This is a genomic window from Streptomyces bullii (assembly GCF_042657145.1).
Classification (GTDB): domain Bacteria; phylum Actinomycetota; class Actinomycetes; order Streptomycetales; family Streptomycetaceae; genus Streptomyces; species Streptomyces bullii.
Genome location: NZ_JBHSNY010000007.1, coordinates 212,266 through 236,540 on the forward strand (window position 1 = coordinate 212,266; position 24,275 = coordinate 236,540).

Annotated in this window: 21 protein-coding genes; 13 read left to right on the forward strand and 8 right to left on the reverse strand. The window is 73.2% G+C overall.

Features of this window, described 5'->3' with window-relative positions:
- Window positions 1-5: 5 nt before the first annotated feature.
- The 3 genes from ACFPZJ_RS21435 to ACFPZJ_RS21445 all read right to left on the reverse strand — a co-directional run bounded on the left by ACFPZJ_RS21435 (window position 6) and on the right by ACFPZJ_RS21445 (window position 3,106).
- Window positions 6-1,598: a transporter gene (locus ACFPZJ_RS21435; RefSeq protein WP_381023992.1), complete on the reverse strand. Its 1,593-nt coding sequence runs from the start codon at window positions 1,596-1,598 to the stop codon at window positions 6-8.
- Entirely contained in the window at window positions 1,595-2,371 is a 777-nt protein-coding gene (locus ACFPZJ_RS21440) for an ABC transporter ATP-binding protein (RefSeq protein WP_381023995.1), read from the reverse strand. Before ACFPZJ_RS21440 ends, ACFPZJ_RS21435 begins: the two co-directional genes overlap by 4 nt.
- Before the next feature lie 72 nt (window positions 2,372-2,443).
- A complete protein-coding gene (locus ACFPZJ_RS21445; RefSeq protein WP_381024638.1) occupies window positions 2,444-3,106 on the reverse strand; it encodes a bifunctional DNA primase/polymerase in 663 nt (220 codons plus the stop codon).
- A 318-nt stretch (window positions 3,107-3,424) separates the two neighbouring features.
- Here ACFPZJ_RS21445 and ACFPZJ_RS21450 point away from each other — a divergent pair, with 318 nt between their 5' ends.
- Together ACFPZJ_RS21450 and ACFPZJ_RS21455 are read left to right on the forward strand one after the other, a co-directional pair.
- Entirely contained in the window at window positions 3,425-4,810 is a 1,386-nt protein-coding gene (locus tag ACFPZJ_RS21450) for a transcriptional regulator (RefSeq protein ID WP_381023998.1), read from the forward strand.
- A gap of 197 nt (window positions 4,811-5,007) precedes the next feature.
- Window positions 5,008-6,825 (forward strand): hypothetical protein, encoded by a 1,818-nt coding sequence (locus ACFPZJ_RS21455; protein ID WP_381024000.1) that lies wholly within the window; start codon window positions 5,008-5,010, stop codon window positions 6,823-6,825.
- 84 nt (window positions 6,826-6,909) lie between these two features.
- Here ACFPZJ_RS21455 and ACFPZJ_RS21460 read toward each other — a convergent pair whose 3' ends face one another.
- Window positions 6,910-8,220 (reverse strand): ABC transporter substrate-binding protein, encoded by a 1,311-nt coding sequence (locus ACFPZJ_RS21460; protein WP_381024003.1) that lies wholly within the window; start codon window positions 8,218-8,220, stop codon window positions 6,910-6,912.
- A 117-nt stretch (window positions 8,221-8,337) separates the two neighbouring features.
- On the opposite strand from ACFPZJ_RS21460, the gene ACFPZJ_RS21465 reads away from it, so the two are divergent.
- A complete protein-coding gene (locus ACFPZJ_RS21465; RefSeq protein WP_381024006.1) occupies window positions 8,338-8,838 on the forward strand; it encodes an SCO4402 family protein in 501 nt (166 codons plus the stop codon).
- Window positions 8,839-8,905: 67 nt separating this feature from the next.
- Window positions 8,906-9,787, forward strand: coding sequence for a formyltetrahydrofolate deformylase (gene purU / locus ACFPZJ_RS21470; protein ID WP_381024009.1), 882 nt, complete (start codon window positions 8,906-8,908; stop codon window positions 9,785-9,787).
- A gap of 8 nt (window positions 9,788-9,795) precedes the next feature.
- On the opposite strand, the gene ACFPZJ_RS21475 is transcribed toward purU, so the two are convergent.
- Both ACFPZJ_RS21475 and ACFPZJ_RS21480 read right to left on the reverse strand, forming a co-directional pair.
- The gene (locus ACFPZJ_RS21475; protein WP_381024011.1) at window positions 9,796-11,220 is read right to left on the reverse strand and encodes a maleylpyruvate isomerase N-terminal domain-containing protein; all 1,425 of its coding nucleotides are present in this window, start codon (window positions 11,218-11,220) and stop codon (window positions 9,796-9,798) included.
- Complete coding sequence (locus tag ACFPZJ_RS21480; RefSeq protein ID WP_381024014.1) at window positions 11,217-11,798, reverse strand: sigma-70 family RNA polymerase sigma factor; 582 nt, start codon at window positions 11,796-11,798, stop codon at window positions 11,217-11,219. The genes ACFPZJ_RS21475 and ACFPZJ_RS21480 overlap by 4 nt, the downstream gene beginning before the upstream one ends.
- Window positions 11,799-12,153: 355 nt before the next feature.
- Here ACFPZJ_RS21480 and ACFPZJ_RS21485 point away from each other — a divergent pair, with 355 nt between their 5' ends.
- Together ACFPZJ_RS21485 and ACFPZJ_RS21490 are read left to right on the forward strand one after the other, a co-directional pair.
- Window positions 12,154-12,528: an STAS domain-containing protein gene (locus ACFPZJ_RS21485; protein WP_381024015.1), complete on the forward strand. Its 375-nt coding sequence runs from the start codon at window positions 12,154-12,156 to the stop codon at window positions 12,526-12,528.
- 187 nt (window positions 12,529-12,715) lie between these two features.
- Window positions 12,716-13,228, forward strand: a complete 513-nt coding sequence (locus ACFPZJ_RS21490; protein ID WP_381024017.1) for an EF-hand domain-containing protein — start codon at window positions 12,716-12,718, stop codon at window positions 13,226-13,228.
- Window positions 13,229-13,591: 363 nt separating this feature from the next.
- On the opposite strand, the gene ACFPZJ_RS21495 is transcribed toward ACFPZJ_RS21490, so the two are convergent.
- Complete coding sequence (locus tag ACFPZJ_RS21495; RefSeq protein ID WP_381024020.1) at window positions 13,592-15,100, reverse strand: class I adenylate-forming enzyme family protein; 1,509 nt, start codon at window positions 15,098-15,100, stop codon at window positions 13,592-13,594.
- 85 nt (window positions 15,101-15,185) lie between these two features.
- On the opposite strand from ACFPZJ_RS21495, the gene ACFPZJ_RS21500 reads away from it, so the two are divergent.
- From ACFPZJ_RS21500 to ACFPZJ_RS21515, 4 genes are all read left to right on the forward strand, one after another.
- Window positions 15,186-16,379, forward strand: a complete 1,194-nt coding sequence (locus tag ACFPZJ_RS21500) for an amidohydrolase family protein (protein ID WP_417801331.1) — start codon at window positions 15,186-15,188, stop codon at window positions 16,377-16,379.
- A complete protein-coding gene (locus tag ACFPZJ_RS21505) occupies window positions 16,379-17,500 on the forward strand; it encodes an acyl-CoA dehydrogenase family protein (protein WP_381024022.1) in 1,122 nt (373 codons plus the stop codon). Before ACFPZJ_RS21500 ends, ACFPZJ_RS21505 begins: the two co-directional genes overlap by 1 nt.
- An 8-nt stretch (window positions 17,501-17,508) precedes the next feature.
- Window positions 17,509-18,387, forward strand: coding sequence for an acyl-CoA dehydrogenase family protein (locus ACFPZJ_RS21510; protein WP_381024643.1), 879 nt, complete (start codon window positions 17,509-17,511; stop codon window positions 18,385-18,387).
- A gap of 510 nt (window positions 18,388-18,897) precedes the next feature.
- On the forward strand, window positions 18,898-19,377 hold the full coding sequence (locus ACFPZJ_RS21515) for an ATP-binding protein (protein ID WP_381024646.1): 480 nt from the start codon (window positions 18,898-18,900) through the stop codon (window positions 19,375-19,377).
- Window positions 19,378-19,981: 604 nt separating this feature from the next.
- Here ACFPZJ_RS21515 and ACFPZJ_RS21520 read toward each other — a convergent pair.
- Window positions 19,982-20,917 (reverse strand): cyclase family protein, encoded by a 936-nt coding sequence (locus ACFPZJ_RS21520; RefSeq protein WP_381024024.1) that lies wholly within the window; start codon window positions 20,915-20,917, stop codon window positions 19,982-19,984.
- 104 nt (window positions 20,918-21,021) lie between these two features.
- Between ACFPZJ_RS21520 and ACFPZJ_RS21525 the strand changes: the two genes are divergently transcribed.
- Genes ACFPZJ_RS21525 through ACFPZJ_RS21535 form a run of 3 tightly spaced genes read left to right on the forward strand, consistent with a single transcriptional unit; the run spans window position 21,022 to window position 24,171 of the window.
- The gene (locus tag ACFPZJ_RS21525) at window positions 21,022-21,948 is read left to right on the forward strand and encodes an SDR family NAD(P)-dependent oxidoreductase (protein WP_381024027.1); all 927 of its coding nucleotides are present in this window, start codon (window positions 21,022-21,024) and stop codon (window positions 21,946-21,948) included.
- A gap of 10 nt (window positions 21,949-21,958) precedes the next feature.
- Window positions 21,959-23,110 (forward strand): acyl-CoA dehydrogenase family protein, encoded by a 1,152-nt coding sequence (locus tag ACFPZJ_RS21530; protein WP_381024030.1) that lies wholly within the window; start codon window positions 21,959-21,961, stop codon window positions 23,108-23,110.
- Window positions 23,111-23,121: 11 nt separating this feature from the next.
- A complete protein-coding gene (locus ACFPZJ_RS21535) occupies window positions 23,122-24,171 on the forward strand; it encodes an alcohol dehydrogenase catalytic domain-containing protein (RefSeq protein WP_381024033.1) in 1,050 nt (349 codons plus the stop codon).
- The last annotated feature ends 104 nt before the right edge of the window (window positions 24,172-24,275 follow it).

Below are 24,275 nucleotides of genomic sequence, written 5' to 3' on the forward strand. Positions count from 1 at the left end.
GCCGGTCACCCCTTGCTGACGGCCGCCAGGATCTCCGGCAGCCGCCGCGCCGTCTGCGGGGCGGCCAGCCGGAGACCGAGGCTCGTCAGGGCCGCCGCGTACCCGGTGCCCGCGGGCAGCAGCAGCCAGCTCCACGCCTCGCCTCCGGCGCTGACGTTCGCCCAGATCGCCAGAGCGATGACGGGCGCGCACAGCAGCGCGGCCGCGATCATCCCGCCGAAGATCGAGATCCAGGCGAGCCCGGCCTGCCCGGGGGCGACGTTCTTGTAACCCTCCTGCGGGATGGAGTAGGGGAAGCGGGCCGAGGTCCACGCGCCGGTCGCCAGCATCGCGCCGAGCAGCGCGTAGGACAGCCCCAGGGCCTCCGGCAGCCGCGGCCAGTCGCCGAGCATCGCGGTCGTCACCACGGTCACCAGCGTCGCGTACGGCAGCGTGATCAACAGTAGGGCCAGCGCCCGCGCGCGCAGCTCGACGTACGCGTCACGGGTCGAGGAGATATTCATCGCGACGATCCAGAACGCGGAGGTGTCCTGTCCGAACTGGTTGTACATCTGGATGCCGAGCATCCCGGCGGCGAAGCACGCGAAGTACACGGACCCGGTGCCCTGCCAGGCGTTGAAGACCGGCACGATCAGCCCGATGGCCAGTGCCGTCACCCAGGCCGCCTTGGTCTTGGGGTCGCGCCACACGTACCGCAGGCCGCGCTCCATGACCGTGCCGGTGCGGCCCGCCGGCAGCAGCCGGGACAGCCCCGTCGAGGTGCGCTGCCGGGCGGCCGTCCCGGCGGTGGGCAGCGTGGAGCCGTCGGGCGCGGTCATCAGCCGTGTCAGATGCCGTGTCCACACGCCGACCAGCACCGCCAACGCGCCGGCGGTCAGGGCGAGCTGGGCGACGGCGATCCCGTACGCGCCCTCGCTCACCGCGTGCACCGCGCCGACCGCCGACGCGGGCGGCACCCACTGGAGCACGTCGGCGGCCGGATCGAGCTGTTCGAGACCCGACGAACCCAGCCGCTGCGCACCGAAGTTGACGACCTGCGCCCCGACCGCGATGACCAGCCCGCTCAGCACCGCGAGATCCCGCCCCTTGCGGCTGGTCAGCAGCCGTACGTTGGCGGCGGCGACGGCCCGCGCGAAGGCCACGCACACCAGCAGCGCCAGGGCGACGGCGACGACTCCGACGGCGTAGGCCGCCCCGCCGTGGGCGACCGCGATCACGGAACCGGTCAGCAGGCACAGCGTGAACAGCGGGCCGATGCCGACCAGGGAGGCCGCGAGCAGCGCCCGCACCAGCGGGCGGGGCCGCAGCGGCAGCATCACCAGCCGGGTCGGATCGAGCGTCTCGTCGCCGCTGGGGAAGAACAGCGGCATCACCGCCCAGCCCAGCCCCAGCACCGCCACCAGCAGCACCACGAGGGCCTCGGCGTGTGCGGTGCCGCGCAGCACTATCAGGCCGATCAGCTGCAGCGCCGCGAACAGCAGCGCGCCGACGGCGGAGGCGACGTACGCGGCCCGCCGTCCGCCGGACTGCCGCAGCCCGTTGCGCAGCAGCGACAGCTTCAGCCGTACGACGACGGGGGTGAGGGCGGGCGCGCTCACCGGCGTCCGCCCCCCAGCCAGTCGAGATCGGTACCGGCGTCGCGGCCCTGCGCGCCGACGAGTTCAAGGAACGCCCGTTGCAGCGAGGGCGCGTCGCCCCGGACCTCGGCGAGCGGGCCGTGCGCGCGGATCCGCCCGGCCGCCATCACCGCCACCCAGTCGCACAGCGACTCGACGAGCTCCATGACGTGGGAAGAGAACACGACCGTGGCACCCGACGCCGTGTACCGCTCCAGGACGCCCCGGATGGTCTGCGCGGAGACCGGGTCGACGCCCTCGAACGGCTCGTCGAGGAAGAGCACTTCGGGATTGTGGAGGAGAGCGGTCGCGAGTCCGATCTTCTTGCGCATGCCGGTCGAGTAGTCGACGACGAGCTTGTGCTGGCTGCCGGCCAGGTCGAGGACGTCCAGGAGCTGGGTGGCCCGTTTGTCGACCTCGGCGCCGGGCAGCCCCCGCAACCGCCCCGAATAAGCCAGCAGTTCACGCCCCGACAGCCGCTCGAACAGCCGCAGCCCCTCCGGCAGGACTCCGATCCGGGCCTTCACCTCGACCGGATCCCGCCACACGTCGTGCCCGACGACCTCGACGCTGCCCTGGTCGGGCCGCAGCAGCCCGGTCACCATCGACAACGTGGTGGTCTTCCCGGCCCCGTTCGGCCCCACGAGCCCGATGAACTTGCCCGCCGGCAGCTCCAGATCGATCCCGGCCACGGCGACCTGCTGCCCGAACCGCTTCCACAGATTGCGCACGCGCACCGCGCCAGCACCCACCACGTCTCCCTCCGTCGCCTCAACCCTACGGGGGGACGACCGAGCCCAAGGAAGAGCCGGTGGCAGCAGACGCCCTCAGCGGTCCCTGCCGCACGCGTAGGCCAACGGCGAGATCAACTCCTCCGCGTCCGGCAGCCACCGGTTCGCCGCCGTGGGACGGCAGGCCCACTGCACAGCCCCCCGGGACCCGAACCGCGTGGGCGGCGCCGCCACGTACTCGCCCTCGCCCAGCACGTTCAGGGCGAGGGACGACAGGGACCAGCCCAGCCTGCGCACCAGGTCCGGCACCTTCACCGACGCTCCCGGCAGCACGAAGAACTCCATGCGCCGCTCCGGCGTCAGCGTCACCGGCCCGAGCGTCAGCTCCATCCGCTCCATCCGGGCCAGCGCCAGGAACCCGGCCGTCTCCGGCACCGAGAGCGCGTCGAACGTACGGCCGGTGGGCAGCAGGATCGACGCCGTCGGCTGCTTCTGCCACAGCCGACGGGCGACCGTGGCACTGCCCGTCGCCTGGGACTCCCAGTCCGGGCGGGCCGGGTGCGCGCCGGGCAGCGGGCACGCGGCGTCACCGCAGGAGCAACGCTGCACCCCGTCGACGGCTTCCAGCCAGGTGCCCGGGAACACGTCCCAGTGGCGCTCCTCGGCGTAACGGACGGCGGTGTCCAGCAGCGATTCCCCGCGCTGCTTCGGGATCTGAGCGGCTTCGGTGCCGGCGATCGTCTCTTCCACGATGAACACAACTCCGGCCATCACCAGGGGTTACGCACGCGCGCATGCGCGGGGGAGGAGCACCGGTTCACCGCCCGGGGCGCATGGGTGCATGTGTGGGGGCGCGCGGGAGGAGCCGCGGCGGGAGCTGGGTAGCCACGAGTGGGGTCGACTTCCGTCTTACCCCGGCAATCCTCACATGCCTCGCATTGTCGGCATGTCGGCGGGGCATTGATCTTCACGGCCGGATCTCTTCCCTGGGACTCCTGGGACGCGAGGAGGTTCGGCCGCGGAAGACACGTCAACTCGGTGCGTGGGCAGGCACCGCAGCCACAGGGGGTAGTGCCAATGGCCGCAAGGCCTCTCGTCGCGCGACAGCCGAACGAACGGCTGCAGGCGCTCATCCAGGAAGCCGGATGCTCCAACGCCGGGCTCGCCCGCCGGGTCAACATGTGCGGCGCCGAGCACGGTCTCGACCTGCGGTACGACAAGACGTCCGTGGCGCGCTGGCTGCGGGGCCAGCAGCCGCGGGGACGGGCCCCGGCGATCATCGCCGAGGCACTGGGCCGCAAACTGGGCCGAACGGTCACGATCGACGAGATCGGCATGGCCAACGGCAAGAACCTTGCGTCGGGTGTGGGACTCCAGTTCTCGCCGACCGTCCTCGGTGCCATCGAGCAGGTGTGTGAGCTGTGGCGCAGTGACGTGGGCCGCCGGGATTTCCTGTCCGGTTCCTCCGTCGCCGCGTCCGCGCTGGTCGAACCGAGCCGCGACTGGCTGATCTCCGCACCGGACTCGCAGGTGGCGCGGTCGGCCGGGCCGCGGGTGGGGCAGTCCGACGTGGCGGCCGTACGGGACATGACGCAGGCGCTGGTGGACCTCGACCACCAGTACGGCAGCGGACATGTGCGCCCGGTCGTCGTGCACTACCTCAACAGCGTCGTCTCCGGGCTGCTGGCCGGCTCGTACCGGGAGAGCGTGGGACGCGAACTGTTCGCCGCCGTCGCACGGTTGACCGAACTCGCCGGGTACATGGCGGTCGACACCGGGCAGCCGGGGCTGGCCCAGCGCTACTACATCCAGGCGCTGCGGCTCGCCCAGGCGGCCGGGGACCGCGGGTACGGCGGATACGTCCTGGCCGCCTCCATGAGCCACCTGGCCGCGCAGCTCGGCAACCCGCGCGAGATCGCGCAGTTGGCGCGCGCGGCGCAGGAGGGGGCGCGCGGGCGGGTCACTCCCCGCGCGGAGGCGATGTTCCACGCGGCGGAGGCGCGCGGGCACGCGCTGCTGGGCGACGCGCGCGCCGCTCAGACGGCGGCCGGCCGAGCGGTGAGCGCCCTGGAGGCGGCCGACCCGGACTCCGGGGACGACCCGGCGTGGATCGCGCACTTCGACGAGGCGTACCTGGCCGACGAGTTGGCGCACTGCCACCGGGACCTGGGGCACGCCGAGGCGGCGGCGCGGCACGCGCGGGAGTCACTGGCCGGGCACCCCGAGTCGCGGGCGCGGCGCCGGGCCATCGGCTACGTGCTGCTGGCCACGGCGCAGGTGCAGCAGCGCGAGATCGAACAGGCCTGCAGCACGGGCATGAAGGCCGTGGAACTGCTCGAAGGCCTCCGCTCCAACCGGGGCGCCGAGTACCTGGAGGACTTCCAGCAGCGGCTGGAGCCGTACCGCGACGAGCCGGTCGTGCGGGAGTTCGGGGCACGGCTGGATCTCCAGGCGGCGGCCTGACGCAACGGGGCGGGGACGTGAACCGACGGCGAACGCGGGGTTGACGCGGGGGAGGTGAGCCCACAGGCGCACGGGGCCCGGTTTGTTACGGCGCTCACAGGGCAGGAGGGGAGGCCCCGTGCTGCGTGGCACCGGGCTCAGGGGACCCGGTAGCGTGAGCCGACGATTCACAAGGTCCCCCATAAGTAGGAGTCCCGGTGACGCAGAGTGGACAGGGCGAGGAGCCCTCGGCGCGCCCCGCGCGCGAAGGCATCGTGCTGCCCTCCGACGGTGGTGCGCCCCTGCTGCCGGGGATGACGGGCGGACCCGGCGGCCAGGGCGCGGCCCCGCAGCCGCCGGGCCGGACCCCGGCCTCGGCCCCGCCGAGCGGCCAGACCTGGGGCCAGCCGTGGGGCCCCGAGCAGCAGACCCCGCCCCCGCCCCCGGCGCCGGGCCAGGGCTGGCAGTCCCCGCCGCCCCAGCAGTGGGGCACCCCGGACCAGGCCCCCTGGGGGGCGCAGGAGCCGCCCGGCGCCGTGCCGCCCCAGCCGGGTCCCGGCCCCCTGCCCCCCGAGGCCGCCCAGCCCCCGGCCCACGGCGGCCACCCCTCCTACGCCCCGGACGGCCACGCGTCACCGCAGCCGCCCGCGCCGGGCACGCACGCGTACGGTGCCCCGGGCACGGGCGCGCCCCTGCCGCCGCCCGGCATCCCGCAGCCCTCCGGCGGCCACGGCCCCCAGGGCGGGCCCGGTGCCCAGAGCCTGCCGCTGCCCGGCGGGCAGCCCTCCCCGCCCTCCGGTGCCTACGGCGCTCCGGGCGGCCCCGGCGGTCACAGCGCGCCGATGCCGCCGGGCGGGGCCGGCGCGCCGCACTCCGCGGCCGGAGGCGCCCCTCTGCCGCCCGCCGACGAGGGCGCCACGCAGTACCTGCCGCCCGTCCCGGGCGCGCCGGCCGGTGGCGGCCACGCGGCCACGCAGTACCTGCCGCCCGTGGCAGGCACGGCCGACGAGGGCGCGACGCAGTACATACCGCCGGTCGGGGCCGGGGCGCTGCCGCCCGAGTCGCCCGCCGGGCCCGACCCCGAGGCCACGCGGTACCTGGGGCGTGCGCCGCGCGCCGGCGCCGGGCCGCTGCCGCCCGCCGCCACCCCGGACGCCGAGGCCACGCAGTACATCGCGCCGGTGACCGACCAGCCCGGCGGGACGCCGTACGGAGCCGCGCCCGGCGGGCCGGACCGGCAGCCGCCCGCCGGGTTCGAGAACCTCTTCCGCAACGAGCCGGGCGGCCAGAGCCCGGCCGCCGCCACCCAGCACCTGCCCCGTGTCGAGCAGGCGCCGCCCACGCACGCCGCTCCCCGGCCCTCCTACGCCCCGCCCGGCGAGGGCGGCGGGCGGGGCGGACGCGGCCGTTCCGGGTCCCGTGTGCCGCTCCTGGCGGCTGTCGGCGTCGGGCTCGCCGTGCTCGGCGTGGGCGCCGGCGCGCTGCTCGCCGGCGGCGGGGGCGACGACGACAAGAGCGGCAACCAGACCGTCTCCGCCACCGCGCCCGCGACCAGCGCCTCGGCTTCGCCGTCGGCCGACCCGGTCCGTCAGCAGGCCGTCGAGCTGGACAAGCTGCTGGCCGACAGCGGCGACAGCCGCACCACCGTGATCAACGCGGTGGCCGACGTGAAGGCCTGCAAGAACCTCTCCCAGGCGGCTGCCGACCTGCGCGACGCCGCCAAGCAGCGCAACGAGCTGGTCACCCGCCTGTCCGGCCTCACGGTGGACCGGCTGCCCGACCACGCCGCGCTGACCACCGCCCTCACCAAGGCGTGGCGGGCCTCGGCGTCGGCCGACAACCACTACGCGGCGTGGGCCGACCAGGTCGCCGGCAAGAAGGGCTGCAAGAAGGGCCAGGCCCGCACCACCGCCCAGACGCAGGCGGGCAACCGGGCCAGCGGCACCGCGAGCACCGAGAAGGCCAAGGCCGCCCAGCTGTGGAACGCGATCGCGAGGCAGTACGGCCTGACCGAGCGGCAGCCGACCCAGCTCTGAGCCTCTCTGAGCCTCGTACGGAAGCGGGCCGGGGATCACCCGGCCCGCTCCGGCATGCCATGCCGCAGCCGCGACGGCGGGTGCTCACACCACGTTCGCGTCCCGCAGGGTCCGCGTCACGTCCACGAAGCCCTTGCGGGCCGCCACCAGCCGTCCCTGCCGTACGACCTGGAGGGTCACGTTGGCGTTGACCAGGCGCGGGAATCCGACGGAGGCGAGCTTGTCCTGGAACCTCCAGCGCAGCTTCGGCGTCAGCCCGCCCGTGGTGACCTGCAGACCGCCGTCGAGGGCCCGTCGCACCGTGTCCGCGGTGACCTCTCCGCCGCCCAGCGACTCGACGATCTGCCGGAAGACGGTGTAGGCGATCCAGGTGGTCTGCACTCCGGCGTCCGCGGGGTCGATGCGGTTGTCGCCGAAGGCCTCCTCCCGGATGACCTCCTTCATCCCGTCCCAGCGCGGATCGCCGGCCACCGGGTACCAGCCGGTGATGTACGACCCCTCGTACGGCCCCGACGCCCCGCCGGTCGCGTCGATCGTCGTCTGGTCGACGCTGCCGAGCACGGTGGCGGTGCGTACGTCGGGGTAGTCCGCGCGGGCACGCCGGAAGAAGTCCATGAAGGTGCCGGTGCGGTCGCCGAGTGCGGGCACCACGCAGCCCGTCCTCGCCGGGTCCGTGGCCGTCGCCTCCAGTGCCCGGCGCGACTGGCCGTCGTAGTCGGTGGCGTCCTCTGCCGCCCGATGGTCGTCGGCCGTCCGGTGCCCGCCCGCCTGGAGGCCCGAGTCGAGCAGCGCGGGCAGCTGGTCGCCGGCGATGGTGTCGGGGCGGACCAGCGTGACCGGCCCACAGCTTTCGGCGAGGGCGCTGCCGAGACCGGCCAGCAGGGCCGGCTGGCCGCCGTTGACGGGGTACGACAGCGGGCTGGTGAACTCCTCGTTCGTGATGCCGTAGCCGCCGATGTACGGGATGCCCTCGCCCTCCAGCGGCGGGAAGAAGGAGTCGGCGTGCTGGCTGTAGGATCCGACGACCGCGACGGCGTTCTCCTTGGCGGCCCGCCGCGCGCACTTCGCGGCGTCCACGGCGTCGTTGTGGTCGTTGCAGGTCAGGACGTTGAGCTTGCGGCCGTCGATCCCGCCGTTGGCGTTGACCCAGCGGGCGTAGGCGCGGGCGAAGGCGGGCATGCCGGGCTTGTTGGTGGCCTTGGTGCCCTCGGGCGCCCAGGTCATGACGGTGATCGGGTCGTCCCTGGAACCCCCCGTGGTACCGGGGACGACCCCGCAGCCGGTGACGAGCGACGCACACGCCACCAGTGCGCCGGCGGTCAGGACACCGGATGTGAGGTGACGGGTGAGGAGGCCGGGGAGGAAGGTGCGGGGGGTGCGTCGCCTGCCGGTCATGGTCACGCACGATTCCGTCACATGGCCAACCCGGGAGTGACCTCCGGTCAACAGTTGGTGACGCGGAGGTGAATTACGGGGGCCGGTGGGGCTCCCGAGGAGGGGAACGTACGATCGATGACCGTGCAAGGTTCGGAGAACTCTTCCCGTCGTGGCCGTCGCTCATCCACCATGGGCGGCATGCCTGTGAACGACATGCCGTGGTGGCGCTGGCGCAGCAACGTGCGCTCGGCGCTGCACATGCTCTCCGATCCCGCCTTCCAGCGGGACGTCTGGCTGGCCGGCGTGGACGGCTACGGCGACGTGACCGACGCGGTGTACCGGCTGGTCGAGGACACCTGGCTGGACCACTGGTCCGCCGAGAAGTACGTCGGCACGATCTTCCGCGACTCGCAGGAGGCGGCCCTCGTCGACACGGCCGTGCTGCGCGTGCTGCGGATCATGCACCAGGTCGGCCCCGACGCGCCGGTCAACGTCTACCTCGAACACCCCGGGTGGCCGGAGGCGGTGCGGGCGGCCCGCGACGCGCATGTGCGGCTGGCGGCGAGCGACGGGGAGGACCCGGACGCGCCGCCGCGGTCGCTGGAGGTGCTGCGGATCCTCACCCGGTCCGCATAGCGGGACGGTGGTCCCGGGGAGCGGACGCAGGCCCGGCAGGTCCCGTGGATATGGGACCCTGTCCAGCATGAACGAGCAGTCCACCCGAGCCGCGGCCCCGGCCGACCAGTACGTCCTGACGCTGTCCTGCCCCGACAAGCAGGGCATCGTGCACGCCGTGTCGAGCTACCTGTTCATGACCGGCTGCAACATCGAGGACAGCCAGCAGTTCGGGGACCACGACACGGGACTGTTCTTCATGCGCGTCCACTTCTCGGCGGATGCCCCGGTGACGGTGGACAAGCTGCGGGCCAGCTTCGCGGCGATCGGTGACTCCTTCCAGATGGACTGGCAGATCAACCGGGCCGACGAGAAGATGCGCATCGTCATCATGGTCAGCAGGTTCGGGCACTGCCTGAACGACCTGCTGTTCCGGGCGCGGATCGGGGCGCTGCCCGTGGAGATCGCCGCGGTGGTCTCCAACCACACTGACTTCGCCGAGCTGGTGGCGTCGTACAACATTCCCTTCCACCACATTCCGGTGACGAAGGACACCAAGCCCGAGGCCGAGGCGCGGCTGTTGGAGATCGTCCGCGAGGAGAACGTCGAACTCGTCGTCCTCGCCCGTTACATGCAGGTCCTCTCGGACGACCTGTGCAAGCAGCTCGCCGGGCGGATCATCAACATCCACCACTCCTTCCTGCCGAGCTTCAAGGGCGCCAAGCCCTACCACCAGGCGCACGCCCGGGGCGTGAAGCTGATCGGCGCGACCGCGCACTACGTCACCGCCGACCTCGACGAGGGACCGATCATCGAGCAGGAGGTCGAGCGGGTGGGGCACGACGTGACGCCCGAGGGGCTCGTCGCGATCGGGCGCGACGTGGAGTGCCAGGCGCTGGCCCGGGCCGTGAAGTGGCACGCCGAGCGGCGCATCCTGCTCAACGGGCGGCGCACGGTGGTGTTCGCCTGAGCACCGGATCACATCCGGCTCAGTGACGCCGCCGCGAACAGCACCTCCCTGATCGCCTCGCGATCCCCGACCTGCCCGGCCGCCGCCTCCTGCGGCGGCACGTGTCCCGCCGCCAGGCGGCAGAACTCGGCCCCGTCGAGCGCTATGTGGGCCACCTCGTGCTCGGCGGAGCCCTTCGCGGCGGGCGAGTCCAGCGGGATCAGCCACTCGCCGCCGCCCGAGCCCTCGATCTCCAGCCGGAGGCTGCGGCCCGGCTCACCGGCCGCGACCAGGTGCCGGTGGGTGGCGGGCGCGGCCAGCCCGGAGCGGCGGCGGGCGGCCAGCACCCGCGGCAGCATGCGGGCGGCGAGGTCGACCATCCGGTTCAGATGCCGCCCGGAGGGCGTGTCGTACGGGTAGTCCACCGCCTCGGCGATGTCCTCCGCGTGCACCCAGCACTCGAAGGCGCGGTCCAGCATGGCGTCGTGCAGCGGCAGTTCGAAGGAGCCGTAGGAGACCGGCGTCCGTCCCGATCCGCCGTCGACGAAGGAGACCGTCCTGACGAGACTGTGGCTCTGCTCCCGCCAGGGTGCCCGCACCGAGCGGGTGGCCGGGTAGGGGGAGGCACGCCAGTACGCCTCGGTGCGGGCCGCCGGGGCCGGCGACGGGGACCGGACGTCGCCGAGCGGGTCGTCCAGGCCGAGGGCGACCGCGATCAGCCCGTCGACCGACAGCAGGTGGGCGATGACCCCGGCGACGGTGGTACGGCGGCTGGTCGCCTCGTCGGCCTCGTACCAGCGCAGCCGTACGGGGGCGTGCCACTCGGCGTCCCCGAAGTCCTGCAACAGGGCGTCCAGACGCGCGGTCTCCGCGTCGTACGCGGCGGCCCAGTCGGGCACCGGGATGCGCGGCGGGCGGCGCTCCAGGCAGGAGTCCAGGACGCGGGTACGCAGACCCGGGTCCAGGTCGAGGCTCTCGGGGCGCTGCAACAGGCCGACGGCCTCGCGCAGCCGCCGCGCCTCGTCCGCGCAGGCACCGCACGCCCCGAGGTGCTCCTCGACGGCCGCGGCCTCCTCCGCCGGGCAGGCGGCCAGCGCCCAGGCGCCCAGCAGCGACTTCAGCACAGGGTGGTCGAGCACGGGGACAGCCGGCGGGCCGGCGAGATCCTCGGACGCGGGCAGCGGCAGCCCGCTGTCCTCGACGGAGGAACGCGGCAGCGGTATACGCGGCGCCGGCGGCGGCTGGGGGCTGCCGCCGGGGGTGGCATCGTCGCTGTGGCGGGGTTCGTGGCTGTGGTCGGGTTCGTCGGTGTGGCGGGGTTCGTCGCTGTGCGGAGGGCAGTCGCTGTGGCCGGAGGCGCCGCTGTGGCCGACGCCGCCGCCGTGGTCGGCGCCGTCGTCGTCGGCGTTCGGCTGCCGCTCGTCGTCCGGATCGAAGCCCTCCGCGCCGGTCACGCCGCACCCCCGTATCCGGGCGGAGCCCCGGGTGCCTCGGTGTCGTGGGCGGTGGAGAGGAGTTGGAGGCCCAGGCGGAGGCGGCGGCGGGCCTCGTCCTCGGTGACGCCCAGGTCGGCGGCGGTCTGGCGGTAGTCGCGGCGCTGGAAGTAGGCCAGTTCCAGGGCGGCGCGCAGGGGGGCGGGCATGGACTGGACGATGTAATCGGCGCGGGCGGCGACCGCGGCGTGGCGCACCGTGCGCTCCAGGTCCTCCGGGCTGCCTGGGCCGCCGCGGGCCAGCGCGGCGGTCTCGTCGGCGCGCAGCCGCTGCACGGCAAGCCGGTGGGTCAGCGTGGCGACCCAGGTGCGCAGCGGGCCCTGCCTGGGATCGTAGGCGTCCGGATGTTCCCAGACGTGGGCGAAGACGTCCCGGGTGATGGCGTCGGCGGCGCGCTCGTCGCCGAGGACGCGGTGGGCGAGGCCGTGCACGAGGGAGGCGAAGCGGTCGTAGAGCTCGCCGAGGGCGGCTGCCTCGCCGTGCGCGAGCCGCTGCTGCATCTTGCGGTCCCAGCGGGGCGGTACGTCCTTTTCAGTCATGCGGCCTCCTCACCCCCGCTCGTCACCCAGGCCCGTGCCGTGTCCAGCCTGTGGCCACCGTCTCCCCGAATGTAGTCGGCACGTCCGTCAGCGCACGCCCCTTTGTGGCAATGTGCGCCCCCTGACGAGCCGCAGGTGGTAGGGGCCGTCGGGGCGTGCCTGTTTGCCGCTCGGGCCGCGCCTGCCCATCGATGTTGCGATCAGACTCGATCGAACAGGGTCGAAGTCGACTGGAACAAGCCTTTTCTGCTCGGCATCCGTTTTACGGGCCGGGTTTCAGGGAAACGCCCGCTGGGCAGCCGCGCTGCAAGGAAGCGTAGGGACTGCTTCCGTTTGGCGAGCGAAGGGCGTCGTGGTGACCTTCAAAGTGACCGACGGTGAGCAGGGCCGGTGGGCCGTGCTCCAAGTGTCGGGCGAACTGGACCTGGTGACGTCACCGGTGCTGCGCCAGCGGGTGCACGACGCGGTGGCCGACGGCCGGCACCGTCTCGTCCTGGACCTGTCCGAGGTGCTGTTCTGCGACTCCAGCGGTGTCGGCGTGCTCATCGCCGCCCGCCGGCTGCTGCGCTCCTGCCAGGGCAGCCTGCGGCTGATACTGCCCGCCCAGGGCGCCGTCGACGGCAGTCACGTCAACCGGGTGCTCGGCGCGCTCGGTGTCCGTCGGCTCTTCGACGTCCACCCGGACCTCACCTCGGCCGTGGACGAGGATTCCCGTCCCCTGTCGGCCTGAGTCCCGCACGTCCCCCTCAGCCCGGGCTCGGGTGGGTGTGCGCCAGGTCACCTTTCTCTGCCACGCCGTTGTCCCGGAATTCCCCCGGTCTTGGCACAAGCGACGTTTTCGTGCTCCCGGACAGTCCCCTCCGTCGTACGCTCCGAGCGAGAATCTCCCCACCGACGTAAGGCGGCCCGAAACAGACATGGTCAGCAGCGAGTACGAGCGCAGGATCGCCGCCCGGTTCGCCACCTTCGACCAGGACGGCAACGGCTACATCGACCGCGAGGACTTCAGCGGAGCGGCCAAGGCACTGCTCGCCGAGTTCGGCGTGGCGGCACGGTCCGACCAGGGACAGTCCCTGTACGGCGGAGCCGAGGCGTTCTGGCAGGGCATGGCGGGCATCGCGGACCGCGACGGCGACCAGCGCATCACGCGCGAGGAGTTCGTCACCGGAGCGGTCAAGCGCCTGCGCGACAACCCGGACCGGTTCGCCGAGATCGCCCGCCCCTTCCTGCACGCGGCCGTCCGTGTCGCCGACACCGACGCAGACGGTGCGGCCACCGTGGCCGACACCGCCCGCGCGCTCACGGCACTCGGCGTCCCGGAGGACGCCGCCCGCGCGGCTGCCGCCGCCCTGGACGCGGACGGCGACGGCAAGGTCGGCGAGGCGGAGATCATCCCGGCCTTCGCCCGCTACTTCACCGTCCCTGAGTAGCGCTGCGGCAGCCGGTGGGACGGCGGAGGCCGTTCAGGCTTTCGCCCGCTGTTTCACCGTGCCCGAGTAGCGCTGCGGCAGTGGGTGGGCCGGTCGGAGGCTGTTCGGGCTTTCGCCCGTTGCTTGGCCGTGCCCGGGCAGCGCTGCCGCGGCCGGTGGGGGTGGCGGAGGCCGTTGGGGGCCTCGCCCGCTGCTTCGCCGCTTCCCGCAGCGTGCCAGCGCAGCTTGCGGGGAAGGCGGAGATCGCCAGCTGCCGCAGCCGGTGGGACGGCGGAGGCCATTCCGGCTTTCGCCCGCTGCTCCCCCCGGCACCGTGTCACCGCAGCTTGCGGGGAAGGCGGAGGGCGCGCCGGCGTACGCCCCTCACTCCGCCGTCCCCGAATAGCGCTCCCGCAGCTTGTACTTGAGGACCTTGCGCAAGGTCTCGTTGCGGGGAAGGGCGTCGACGATCTCCAACTGCTCCGGCAGCTTGTGGACCGACAGCCCTTCCGCGCGCAGGAACGCCGTCACGTCCGCCGGCGTCAGCGGCGGCGCCCCCGGCGGCTGTTCGACGACGGCGCACACCCGCTCCCCGCGGTCGGGGTCCGGCAGCCCGATCACCGCCACGTCCCCGACCGCCGGATGCCGGTGCAGCAGGTCCTCGATCTCCTTGGCCGAGATGTTCTCGCCCTTGCGGATGATCACGTCCTTCAGGCGGCCGGTGAGGACCAGGTGCCCGCTGCCGGTCAGCCGCCCCAGGTCGCCGGTGCGCAGGAACCCCTCCTCGTCGAAGGCCTCGGCCGTCTGCGCCGGATCCAGATAGCCCCGGCACACCGCCTCCCCGCGCAGCCGCACCTCCCCGTCCACGATCCGTATCTCCATCCCCTCCGGCGGCCGCCCCTCTGTCGTCGCCAGCAGCTCGGGGCCGTCGTCCGGCGAGCCCATCGTGATCATCGGCACCTCGGTCATGCCGTACCCGTGGGTGAGTTCCACCCCCATCTCCCGTACGACGGCGCGGTGGAGCTCCGGCGGCTTGGGCGCTCCGCCGCCCGCGAGCAGCCGCAGGGAGGGGATCAGCTTCTCGCCGGGCCGTTCACGTTGCGCGGCCAGGAACATCGAGTAGAACGCCGTCGACCCGCCCGCGATCGTCACCCTGTGCGCGCGGTACGCCTCCAGGGCCTCAGGCAGCGCGAACTGCTCGAACAGCACCGCCGGGAAGCCGTACAGCAGCAGCATGACCGTGTAGTCGGGGCCGCCGATATGGGCGTACGGGAAGGCGATCGAGCCCACGTCGTCCGGTGCGGGGCGCAGCGCGTGCGCGAGGCAGGAGCCGCCCGCGATCAGGGAACGGTCGGTGTGCAGCACGCCCTTGGGGTCGGAGGTCGTGCCCGAGGTCCAGTAGATCCAGCGGACCGAGGTGCCCTCGGCGGGCGGCGGGGGCAGCACGGCCGGGTCGCCGTCGGGCAGGTCGTCGTACGCCTCGAAGACGCCCTTCGCGCCGAGCCGCCGCGCCATCGCGGTGTGGTCGAAGCCGCGCCACACGCCGGGAAGGGCGAAGAACTCCGCCCGCGACTCCCGGAGCGCGAAGCCCACCTCGCGGTCCCGGTAGAACGGGATGACCGGCGTCTGCACGGCGCCGAGCCGGGCCAGCGCGAAGGACAGCACGGCCGTCTCGACGCGGGTGGGCAGCTGCCAGGCGACCACCGTGCCGGGGCGTACGCCCCTGCCGTACAGCCCGGCCGCCACCCGCTCGGCCCGCGCGCGCAGGCCGCCGAACGTCAGCGAGCGGTCGTCCTGGAGGAAGAGCGGGCGGTCGGGCGTGAGGCGGGCGCGACGGTCGAGCAGCTCCCACAGCGTGCGGGAGGAACTCAGGGAGTGCGGGGTCTCTCTCACGGTGCCCCCTGCTTGGCTGACAGTGCGTCAGATGGGATGCTATCTGACGCACCATCAGATCAGTAGCGGCCCGGCGGAGGGGACCATGACCGAACTGCCCCGCATCATCAGCGTCGACGACCATGTGATCGAGCCCGCCCACCTCTTCGAGATCTGGCTGCCCGCGAAGTACCGGGACCGCGGGCCCAGGCCACTGACCGCCGGCATCGGGGAGCTCGCCTACGTCGGCGGCAAGTACCAGATCACGATGGACCCGGACGGCCCGCCCACCGACTGGTGGATCTACGAGGACCTGAAGTTCCCGTACAAGCGCAACATCGCCGCCGTCGGCTTCGACCGCGACGAGATGACCCTGGAGGGCATCACACGGGAGCAGATGCGGCCCGGCTGCTGGGACCCCGCCGAGCGCCTGAAGGACATGGACCTGAACCACGTCGAGGCATCGCTCTGCTTCCCGACCTTCCCGCGCTTTTGCGGGCAGACCTTCGCCGAGGCGCACGACAAGGAGGTCGCGCTGGCCTGCGTGCGCGCCTACAACGACTGGATGGTGGAGGAGTGGTGCGGCGACAGCGGCGGACGGCTCATCCCGCTGTGCCTGATCCCGCTGTGGGACGTCGCACTGGCGGTGGAGGAGATCGGGCGGAACGCCGCGCGCGGGGTGCGGGCGGTGACCTTCTCCGAGATCCCCACCCACCTCGGGCTGCCCTCCATCCATTCCGGCCACTGGGACCCGTTCTTCGCCGTCTGCGAGGAGACCGGGACGGTCGTCAACATGCACATCGGGTCGTCGTCGCAGATGCCGGCCGCCTCCCCGGACGCCCCGCCCGCCGTGCAGGCCTCGCTGTCCTTCAACAACGCGATGGCCTCGATGATGGACTTCCTCTTCAGCGGCGTACTGGTGCGCTTCCCGCGCCTGAAACTCGCCTATTCGGAGGGGCAGATGGGGTGGATCCCGTACGCCCTGGAGCGCGCGGACGACGTCTGGGAGGAGCACCGGGCCTGGGGCGGGGTGCGGGACACGATCCCCGAGCCCCCGTCGACGTACTACTACCGGCAGATGTTCTGCTGCTTCTTCCGCGACCGGCACGGGATCGCCTCGCTGGACGTGGTCGGCCGGGACAACGCCACCTTCGAGACCGACTACCCGCACGTCGACTCGACGTTCCCGCACACCAAGGAGGTCGCCCTCGACCATGTGAAGGGCCTCGACGACGTGACGGTGTACAAGCTGATGCGGGGCAACGCGATCCGGATGTTGGACCTGGACCTCGATCGCTGATGGACCTGTCGTACACGCGGGAAGAGGAGGAGTTCCGGGCGCGGTTGCGGGAGTGGCTGGCCACGGTGCTACCGACCCTGCCGCCGAAGCCGTCCCCCGACGACTGGCCCGGGCGACGGGCGTACGACCTCGGCTGGCAGCGGATGCTGCACGACGCCGGGTACGGCGACGTCCACTGGGACGCCTCCCCGGCCGTGCGGCTGATCTTCCTGGAGGAGACGGAACGTGCGGGCGCCCCCTACGTGGGCGCCAACTTCGTCGGCCTGCTGCACGCCGGGCCGACCATCGCCGCCGAGGGCACCAAGCGGCAGCGGGCCCGCTGGCTGCCGCCGATCCTGCGCGGCGAGGAGGTGTGGTGCCAGGGCTTCAGCGAACCGGAGGCCGGCTCCGACCTCGCGGCGCTGCGCACGCGCGCGTGGCGCGACGGCGATGTCTACGTGGTGACCGGGTCCAAGATCTGGACCTCGCACGCCGAAGTCGCCGACTGGTGCGAGCTGCTGGTGCGCACGGATCCCTCCGCCGAGCGTCACCGGGGCATCACGTGGCTGGCCGTGCCCATGGACGCGCCGGGCATCACCGTACGGCCGCTGCGCACGCTCGCCGGGTCCGCCGAGTTCGCCGAGGTGTTCCTGGACGAGGTGCGGGTGCCGGTCGGCAACCGGGTCGGGGACGAGAACGACGGCTGGCGCGTGACCCTGGTGACGCTGTCCTTCGAACGCGGCACGGCCTTCGCCGGCGAGGTGGTGGCCTGCCGCCGGGTCCTGGGCGAACTCGCCGCGCACGCGCGCGTGAACGGCCGCTGGGACGACCCGGTGCTGCGGCGGCGGCTGGGCCGGCTGGACGCCGAGTTCCGCGCGCTGTGGCGGCTGGTGCAGTGGAACGCGAGCACGGCACGGTCCCCGGGCGTCGGGGGATCGGTGTTCAAGCTGCGGTACTCGCACGCACGTCAGGACCTGTACGACGCCGCCGCCGACGTCCTCGGCCCCGACTGTCTCGACCTCGCGCGGCCGTGGATGCCCGACCGGCTGTCGTCCCTGTCGTACACCATCGCGGCCGGCACCACCCAGATCCAGCACGACATCGTGGCCCGGCGCATCCTGGGCCTGCCGAAGGGCCGGTGAGCGACGCCGTGCGGTTCCGACTCACCGACGATCAGCGGGCCTTGCGGGACGGCGTACGGCAGCTGCTGGCGCGGCGCTTCGGACACGAGGCGCTGCGGGCCGCCGTCGACGGGGAGGGCGGACTCGACCGGGCGCTGTGGCGCGAGTTGGCAGACGCCGGGTTCTTCGCGCTGCGGCTGCCGGAGGCGGACGGCGGGGTGGGGCTCGGACTGCCGGAGACCGTGCTGGCGTTCGAGGAGGCGGGGCGGGCGCTGCTGCCCGGGCCGCTGGTGGCCACGCACCTGGCGGCCGGCGCGGTGCCGGGCGCGGCCACCGGACGGACCGTCGTGACGGCCGTCCAGGGCGGCCTGGTGGAGTGGCTGACGGAGGCCGACGTGGTCCGGGGGGACACCGAAGGTGCCGTGCCGCTGCGCTCGGTGGACCCGTTGACGCCCCTGCACCGGGTGCCCGGCGCGGCGGCGGCCGGGGACCCGGTGGCCGTCCTGCTGACCGCCGCCGAGCAGCTCGGCACGGCCACACGCGCGTGCGAGCTGGCCGCGCAACACGCCCGGGCGCGCCAGCAGTTCGGCCGGCCGATCGGGACATTCCAGGCGGTGGCCCATCTGTGCGCGGGGATGCTGGTGCGCGTCGAGACGGCCCGCGCCGCGGTGTACGCGGCCGCCGTCACCGCCGACCCGGCCGACATCGCCGCGGCCCGCCTGCTCGCCGACGAGGCCGCCGTACGCGGCACCCGCGACTGCCTCCAGGTGCACGGCGGCATGGGCTTCACCTGGGACTCCGATGTCCACCTGCACCTCAAGCGGGCCTGGGTACGGACCCGGCGTGCGGGCGATGTCACGGACAGTGAGGAGCTGCTGGCGTCCGAACTGCTGAACGGAACGGCCTGAGGGGCAGTCTGGGCTGCTGCATCACCGGAACCGGCCGCGCCCATGTCGCGGATCGTGGCACAGCGGAATCACGGAGCGTTGATACCGGGTCGTGTCCTACGGGAGTCTCGTCACGGCCTGTCGCCGGACGTCCGCTCCGGTACCTTGTGTGAGATGCGAGTGGTTCTGAGCGCGCGCCGCGCCGGAGTTGCCCCAGGGGCGGCCCCGGTTCCGCCGGTGCGCGCCGCTGTTCGCAGGGCGGCAAGGGCTTGCGCCGCTGCCTGTTCGACTCGCCGCGGCGAGCGTCGCACAGTATGCCGCACGGGTACTCCTTCGCGCTGGAATATGCCCGAAGCGCTTGTTGGGGTGACTGTACGTCAACCATGCTGTCCCACAAGGGATTCACGGTCCGTGATCCCCGTCCCGGCCGTTGTTCTGGCCATGCAGAAAATGGCTACGATCGTGGCCCTCGTGAGGCGCGAGCCTAAGTGTCCGCCGGTTCGGATGGTGTGAGCGGTGCAGGTGCTTCAAGTGCAGCTGGAGATCCGGCCCGACCCCGCAGAGGTGGGGCGAGCCCGGCGGTGGGCCCGCTCGCGGCTGGCCGGGTCCGGGATACAGGCCGACGAACCGCTCGCCGAGACGCTGATCCTGCTCGTCTCCGAACTCGTCACCAACGCCGTGGTGCACACCGGCTGCCCCGCCGTGCTGAGACTGTCCCTTCCGGGCGCGGCGGCCGAGGGGGCCACCGTCCGCCTGGAGGTCGCCGACCGCAGCGACCGGGCGCCGGTGCCGCGCTGCGTGGACGGCGACGCTACCGGCGGGCGCGGTCTCGCCCTCGTCGACGGCCTCGCCGACCGCTGGGGCTGGAGCGCCGAGGGCGCAGGCAAGCGCATCTGGTGCGAACTGGACCGGTACGCCCAGTCCCACGGGACCGCAACGGGATGCCCGGCCGGCGCGGTGGCGTTCGGCGGCGGTACGGCCTGCGAGGGGCTGGCGTACGAGGCGGTGTAGGTCCGCGCCTGGCGATGCGCCGTGTCTGGCGATGCGCCGTGTCTGGTCATGTGTCCTGTCTGGTCATGCGCTCTCCGGCAGTGCGTCGCGTCCGGTGATGTGCTTTGCCAGGCAATGCCTCGCGTGCGGCGGTGCGCCGTGTCCGGCGATGCGGTGGCGGCGACGGGACCGGTGCACGGGGAGGCACGGGGCCGGGGCGTGTGTGCGGGCCCGTGCGGCGGTGCGCCGGGATGTGCTTCCGTGCGCGGTCGGAGCAAAGAGGGCTTAAGTGATGAATCGCCCTACGGGTGTTGACGCCCCGTGATGGTCTGATCACCCTTGGGGGCAACGATTCGCCGCGAGGGGACGGCGAGGGCGTCGACGACGGGAGGCCCTCGGCGAGTGTGAGTCGTGATGCGGCGTCGGTTCCGTCGGGCCACGGGGAACCGATGGGGGTCCCCTCCGCTCGAGCGAAGTCGAGAGCGGGGGAGGAAACGCCGGAGTCGGGTGGCGGCGCGTACTGGCGCGTTCGGGCGGGTGAGGTGGGGGCCTCACGGCCGGGCGTGGTCGGGAATGGGGAAGCCGCGCCGCCAGCCGATGATCCCCGCAGGCCGGGCGCGACCGCCTAGAGGACGGCCACGGGCGCAACCGGAGCCCCTGTCGCTCCGGTGAACGGTTCGGGTGTCGCCGCCAGCAGGAACGTGTAGCGGCCCGCTTCTCCACAGGCTGTGGACAACTTTTCGAGATTCCAGTTCTGCCCCTGCGGCATCCCCATCTCCACCAGGTCCAGGGCGTGCACCGGCAGCCACAGATCCTCCACTTCGGGCGGGAAGATCTCGAACGTCAGGGTGTCGTTCGCGACGGCGGCGACATCGCGCGCGTGGAACCACTCCGGCGTCCGGATCGACAGCCCCGGCGACGGGTAGGCGTACGCGTGCCGGTCCCCGGCCAGCAGTACCCTCATCTGCCCGGTCCGTACGAGCACGATGTCACCGGCACGCACGCGGGTGCCGGCCAGTTCCTCGGCGGCGTCCAGGTCCTCGGGGCCGACGGCGCACGAGCCGTCGAGCCGGTCGACGCCCCGCACGCGGGCGACGTCCAGGAGCACCCCGCGCGAGACGAGGTGCCGTACCTTGTCGATGCCGCTGAACCCGGCGCCGCCGTGCGCGGTGACGGTGCCGGCCGGGCGGCCGTTGTAGAGCCTGCCGGAGTGCGAGACGTGCGGCAGCGCGTCCCAGTGGGTGGCTGCCTGCAGCCCCATCGTCACGGCGTCGTCGCTGCACGCGACCGTGCCCGGCCCGAAGACCTCCTGGTTGATCTGCACCATGACGTGCAGGGGATTGATCCGCCCCGGGATCATCCCGGTCTGCACGCCGTCCTGCCGCAGGGGCAGGGCGAGAGGGATACGGCGTCCGGTGCGGACCGTCGCGGCGGCCTCCCGGACGACCTCGTCGGTGATCAGGTTCAGCGTGCCGATCTCGTCGTCGGCGCCCCAACGGCCCCAGTTGTTCACGCGCTCGGCGATCTCGTGGAACTCGGGACGGAGCGTCGGCGGCGACATGGGTCCTCCCCGGGGCTTGTCGCGGAGTATCTGACGGGTCGTAGAATCAGAGCGAAGCAAAACTAACGGTCCGTCAGATACCGGGGAACGGGAAGGGGCCGGGCGTGGGGAACTTCCTGGCAGGCAAGGTCGTCGCCGTCACGGGCGCCGGGCGGGGCATCGGCCGGGCGGTCGCCCTCGCGGCGGCGGCCGAGGGCGCGCGGGTCGTCGTCAACGACCACGGGGTCGCCGTCGACGGCGCCGGACCGGCCAGCGAGGTCGCCGACGCCGTGGTCAAAGAGATCGAGGCGGCGGGCGGCCGGGCCGTCGCGGTGGCCGACGACATCTCCACCATGGCGGGCGGGCAGCGGGTCGTCGACACGGCCCTGGCCTGCTACGGGCGGCTCGACGGCGCGGTCTGCGTGGCCGGGATCCTGCGCGAGCGGATGCTGTTCAACATGACCGAGGAGGAGTGGGACCCGGTGGTCGCCACCCACCTCAAAGGCACCTTCACCGTCTTCCGCGCGGCCTGCGCGGTCATGCGCGAACAGCGCACCGGCACACTGATCGGCTTCACCAGCGGCAACCACCAGGGCTCGGTGTCCCAGGCCAACTACAGCGCCGCCAAGGGCGGGATCGTCTCGCTGGTGCGCAGCGCCGCGCTGGGCCTGCACAAGTACGGCGTGACGGCGAACGCGGTGGCACCGGTCGCCCGGACGCGGATGTCCGCGAACGTGCCCGTGGAGCCTGCGGAGATCGGCGAACCGGAGGACGTCGCCGCCCTGGTGGTCTACCTGCTGTCCGACCGGGCCCGGCAGGCGCGGATCACCGGGCAGGTGTACACCGTCGCCGGACCGAAGATCGCCGTGTGGGCCCAGCCGAGGGAACTGCGCGCCGCCTACGCCGAGGGCTCCTGGACACCGGAGAGGATCGCCGACTTCCTGCCGGGGACGGTGGGGGTGGACCCGATGCCGCTGCTGGAGCAGGTGACGGAGATGGCCAGGGCCGCGCGACAGGCCAAGCAGGCCAAGCAGGGCGAGCAGGGAAAGTAGGGGGGCACCCGTGGACTTCGGGTTCACCGAGGAGGACGAGGCGTTCCGGGCGGAGGCACGCGCCTGGCTCGCCGCCCACGCCCGGGACGTGCCCGACCGCCGCACCTGGGAACGCAGCCTCGGACAGGCCGGCTGGATAGGCCTCGGCTGGTCCGAGTCCGGGTACGGCAACCGCACCGCCACCCTCACCCAGCAGGTCGCCTGGGCCGAGGAGTACGCCCGCTCGCCCGCGCCCCCACGCTCCGGCCACATCGGCGAGAACCTCCTGGCCCCCACCCTGATCGCCCACGGCACCGGCGAACAGAAGGCCCGCTTCCTCCCGCCGGTCGCCGCCGGTGAGGAACTGTGGTGCCAGGGCTACAGCGAACCCGACGCCGGCTCCGACCTGGCCGGCATCCGCACCACGGCCGTGCGCGACCCGGACGGCACCTACCGCGTCACGGGCCGGAAGATCTGGACCTCGCTCGCCCACGAGGCCGACTGGTGCTTCGTCCTGGCCCGCACCGAGCCCGGCTCCCGCCGCCACCGGGGCCTGAGCTTCCTCCTCGTGCCCATGGACCAGCCCGGCCGGATCGAGGTCCGCCCGATCCGCCAGGCGACCGGCACGAGCGACTTCAACGAGGTCTGCTTCGACGGGGCACGCGCGCGCGGGGAGCACGTCGTCGGCGGCGAGGGAGACGGGTGGCGCGTCGCGATGAGCCTCCTCGGCTTCGAACGGGGCGTGTCCACGCTCGCCCAGCAGATCGGCTTCGCACAGGAGCTGGCCGACGTCGTACGGACCGCCGTGCGGACCGGCGCTGCCGGTGACCCCGTCGTACGCGACCGGCTCGTACGGCAGTGGGCCGAGCTGCGCGCCATGCGCTGGAACGCCCTGCGGACGCTGGGGGGTTCGGGCGACCCGGGCGCTCCCAGCGTGGCCAAGCTGCTGTGGGCGGGCTGGCACCAGCGGCTCGGGGAGCTGGCGATGCTGGTGCGGGGCGCGGCGGCGAGCGCGGGCCCGGCCGACTGGTCGCCGTCCGCGCCGTACGAACTCGACGCGCACCAGCACCTGTTCCTGTTCTCCCGGGCCGACACGATCTACGGCGGCTCGGACCAGATCCAGAGCACGATCATCGCCGAGCGGGTGCTCGGCCTGCCCAGGGAGCCCAAGGGAGCCGTGTGATGAGTCGGCCGATGACAGGCGTCGTCTTCGACGGGAAGCGGGTCCGGGTCGTGGACGACCTGGACGTACGGGACCCGGGTCCCGGTGAGGTGCTCGTCGCGGTCTCGGCGGCCGGGCTGTGCCACAGCGACCTGTCCGTGGTGGACGGGACCATCCCCTTCCCGGTTCCCGTGGTGCTCGGGCACGAGGGCGCCGGGGTGGTGGAGGCGGTGGGCGCGGGCGTCACCCATGTCGGGCCCGGAGACCACGTGGCGCTGTCCACGCTCGCCAACTGCGGTACGTGCGCGGACTGCGACCGGGGGCGGCCGACGATGTGCCGGAGGGCGATCGGGCGGCCCGGGCAGCCGTTCACGCGGGGCGGGCGGGCGGTGTACCAGTTCGCGTCCAGTTCGGTGTTCGCCCGGCGGACCGTGGTGCGGGGCGTGCAGGCCGTGCCGATCCCGAAGGACGTGCCGATGCCGTCCGCCGCGCTGATCGGGTGCGGGGTGCTGACCGGGGTGGGGGCGGTGCTGAACCGGGCGCGGGTCGGCCACGGGGACCGCGTGGTGGTGATCGGCACCGGCGGGATCGGCCTCAACGTGCTCCAAGGCGCCCGGCTGGCGGGTGCGTCGGAGATCGTCGCCGTCGACGCCGACCCGGCCAAGGAGGCGGTGGCGCGGCGGTTCGGCGCGACGCACTTCCTGACCTCGTCGGAGCAGGTGCGGGATGTGCTGCCGACGGGCGCGGACCACGTCTTCGAGTGCGTGGGGCGCGTGGAGCTGGTCAGGGCGGCGATCGACCTGCTGGACCGGCACGGCCAGGCCGTGCTGCTGGGCGTGCCTCCCGCGACCGCCGAGGCGTCCTTCCGGGTCTCCTCCCTGTACCTCGACAAGTCCGTCCTCGGCTGCCGTTACGGCTCCTCCCGGCCGCAGCGGGACATCGCGCTGTACGCGGAGCTGTACCGGCGGGGCCGGCTGCTGCTCGACGAGCTGGTGACCGGGACCTACCCGGTGGAGGACTTCGCGAAGGCGGCCGCGGACGCCGAGGCGGGACGGGTGGCGCGGGCGGTCCTCACGTTCTGACGCAGGGCTGTCCCGGGTCACGGCCCGGCAGGTTCTCCACGGGCGCGGCGGTGTGGGCCGTTGGGGCGCCGAGCCGTTTTCCACAGGCCCGGAAATCGGCTGGG

Bases quoted from the DNA above. Each gene is read 5' to 3' on its own strand.
- ACFPZJ_RS21450 (WP_381023998.1), top strand. From the start codon at position 3,425: ATGGCCGCAAGGCCTCTCGTCGCGCGACAGCCGAACGAACGGCTGCAG.
- ACFPZJ_RS21460 (WP_381024003.1), bottom strand. From the start codon at position 8,220: ATGACCGGCAGGCGACGCACCCCCCGCACCTTCCTCCCCGGCCTCCTC.
- ACFPZJ_RS21465 (WP_381024006.1), top strand. From the start codon at position 8,338: ATGACCGTGCAAGGTTCGGAGAACTCTTCCCGTCGTGGCCGTCGCTCA.
- purU (WP_381024009.1), top strand. From the start codon at position 8,906: ATGAACGAGCAGTCCACCCGAGCCGCGGCCCCGGCCGACCAGTACGTC.
- ACFPZJ_RS21480 (WP_381024014.1), bottom strand. From the start codon at position 11,798: ATGACTGAAAAGGACGTACCGCCCCGCTGGGACCGCAAGATGCAGCAG.
- ACFPZJ_RS21490 (WP_381024017.1), top strand. From the start codon at position 12,716: ATGGTCAGCAGCGAGTACGAGCGCAGGATCGCCGCCCGGTTCGCCACC.
- ACFPZJ_RS21500 (WP_417801331.1), top strand. From the start codon at position 15,186: ATGACCGAACTGCCCCGCATCATCAGCGTCGACGACCATGTGATCGAG.
- ACFPZJ_RS21505 (WP_381024022.1), top strand. From the start codon at position 16,379: ATGGACCTGTCGTACACGCGGGAAGAGGAGGAGTTCCGGGCGCGGTTG.
- ACFPZJ_RS21520 (WP_381024024.1), bottom strand. From the start codon at position 20,917: ATGTCGCCGCCGACGCTCCGTCCCGAGTTCCACGAGATCGCCGAGCGC.
- ACFPZJ_RS21535 (WP_381024033.1), top strand. From the start codon at position 23,122: ATGACAGGCGTCGTCTTCGACGGGAAGCGGGTCCGGGTCGTGGACGAC.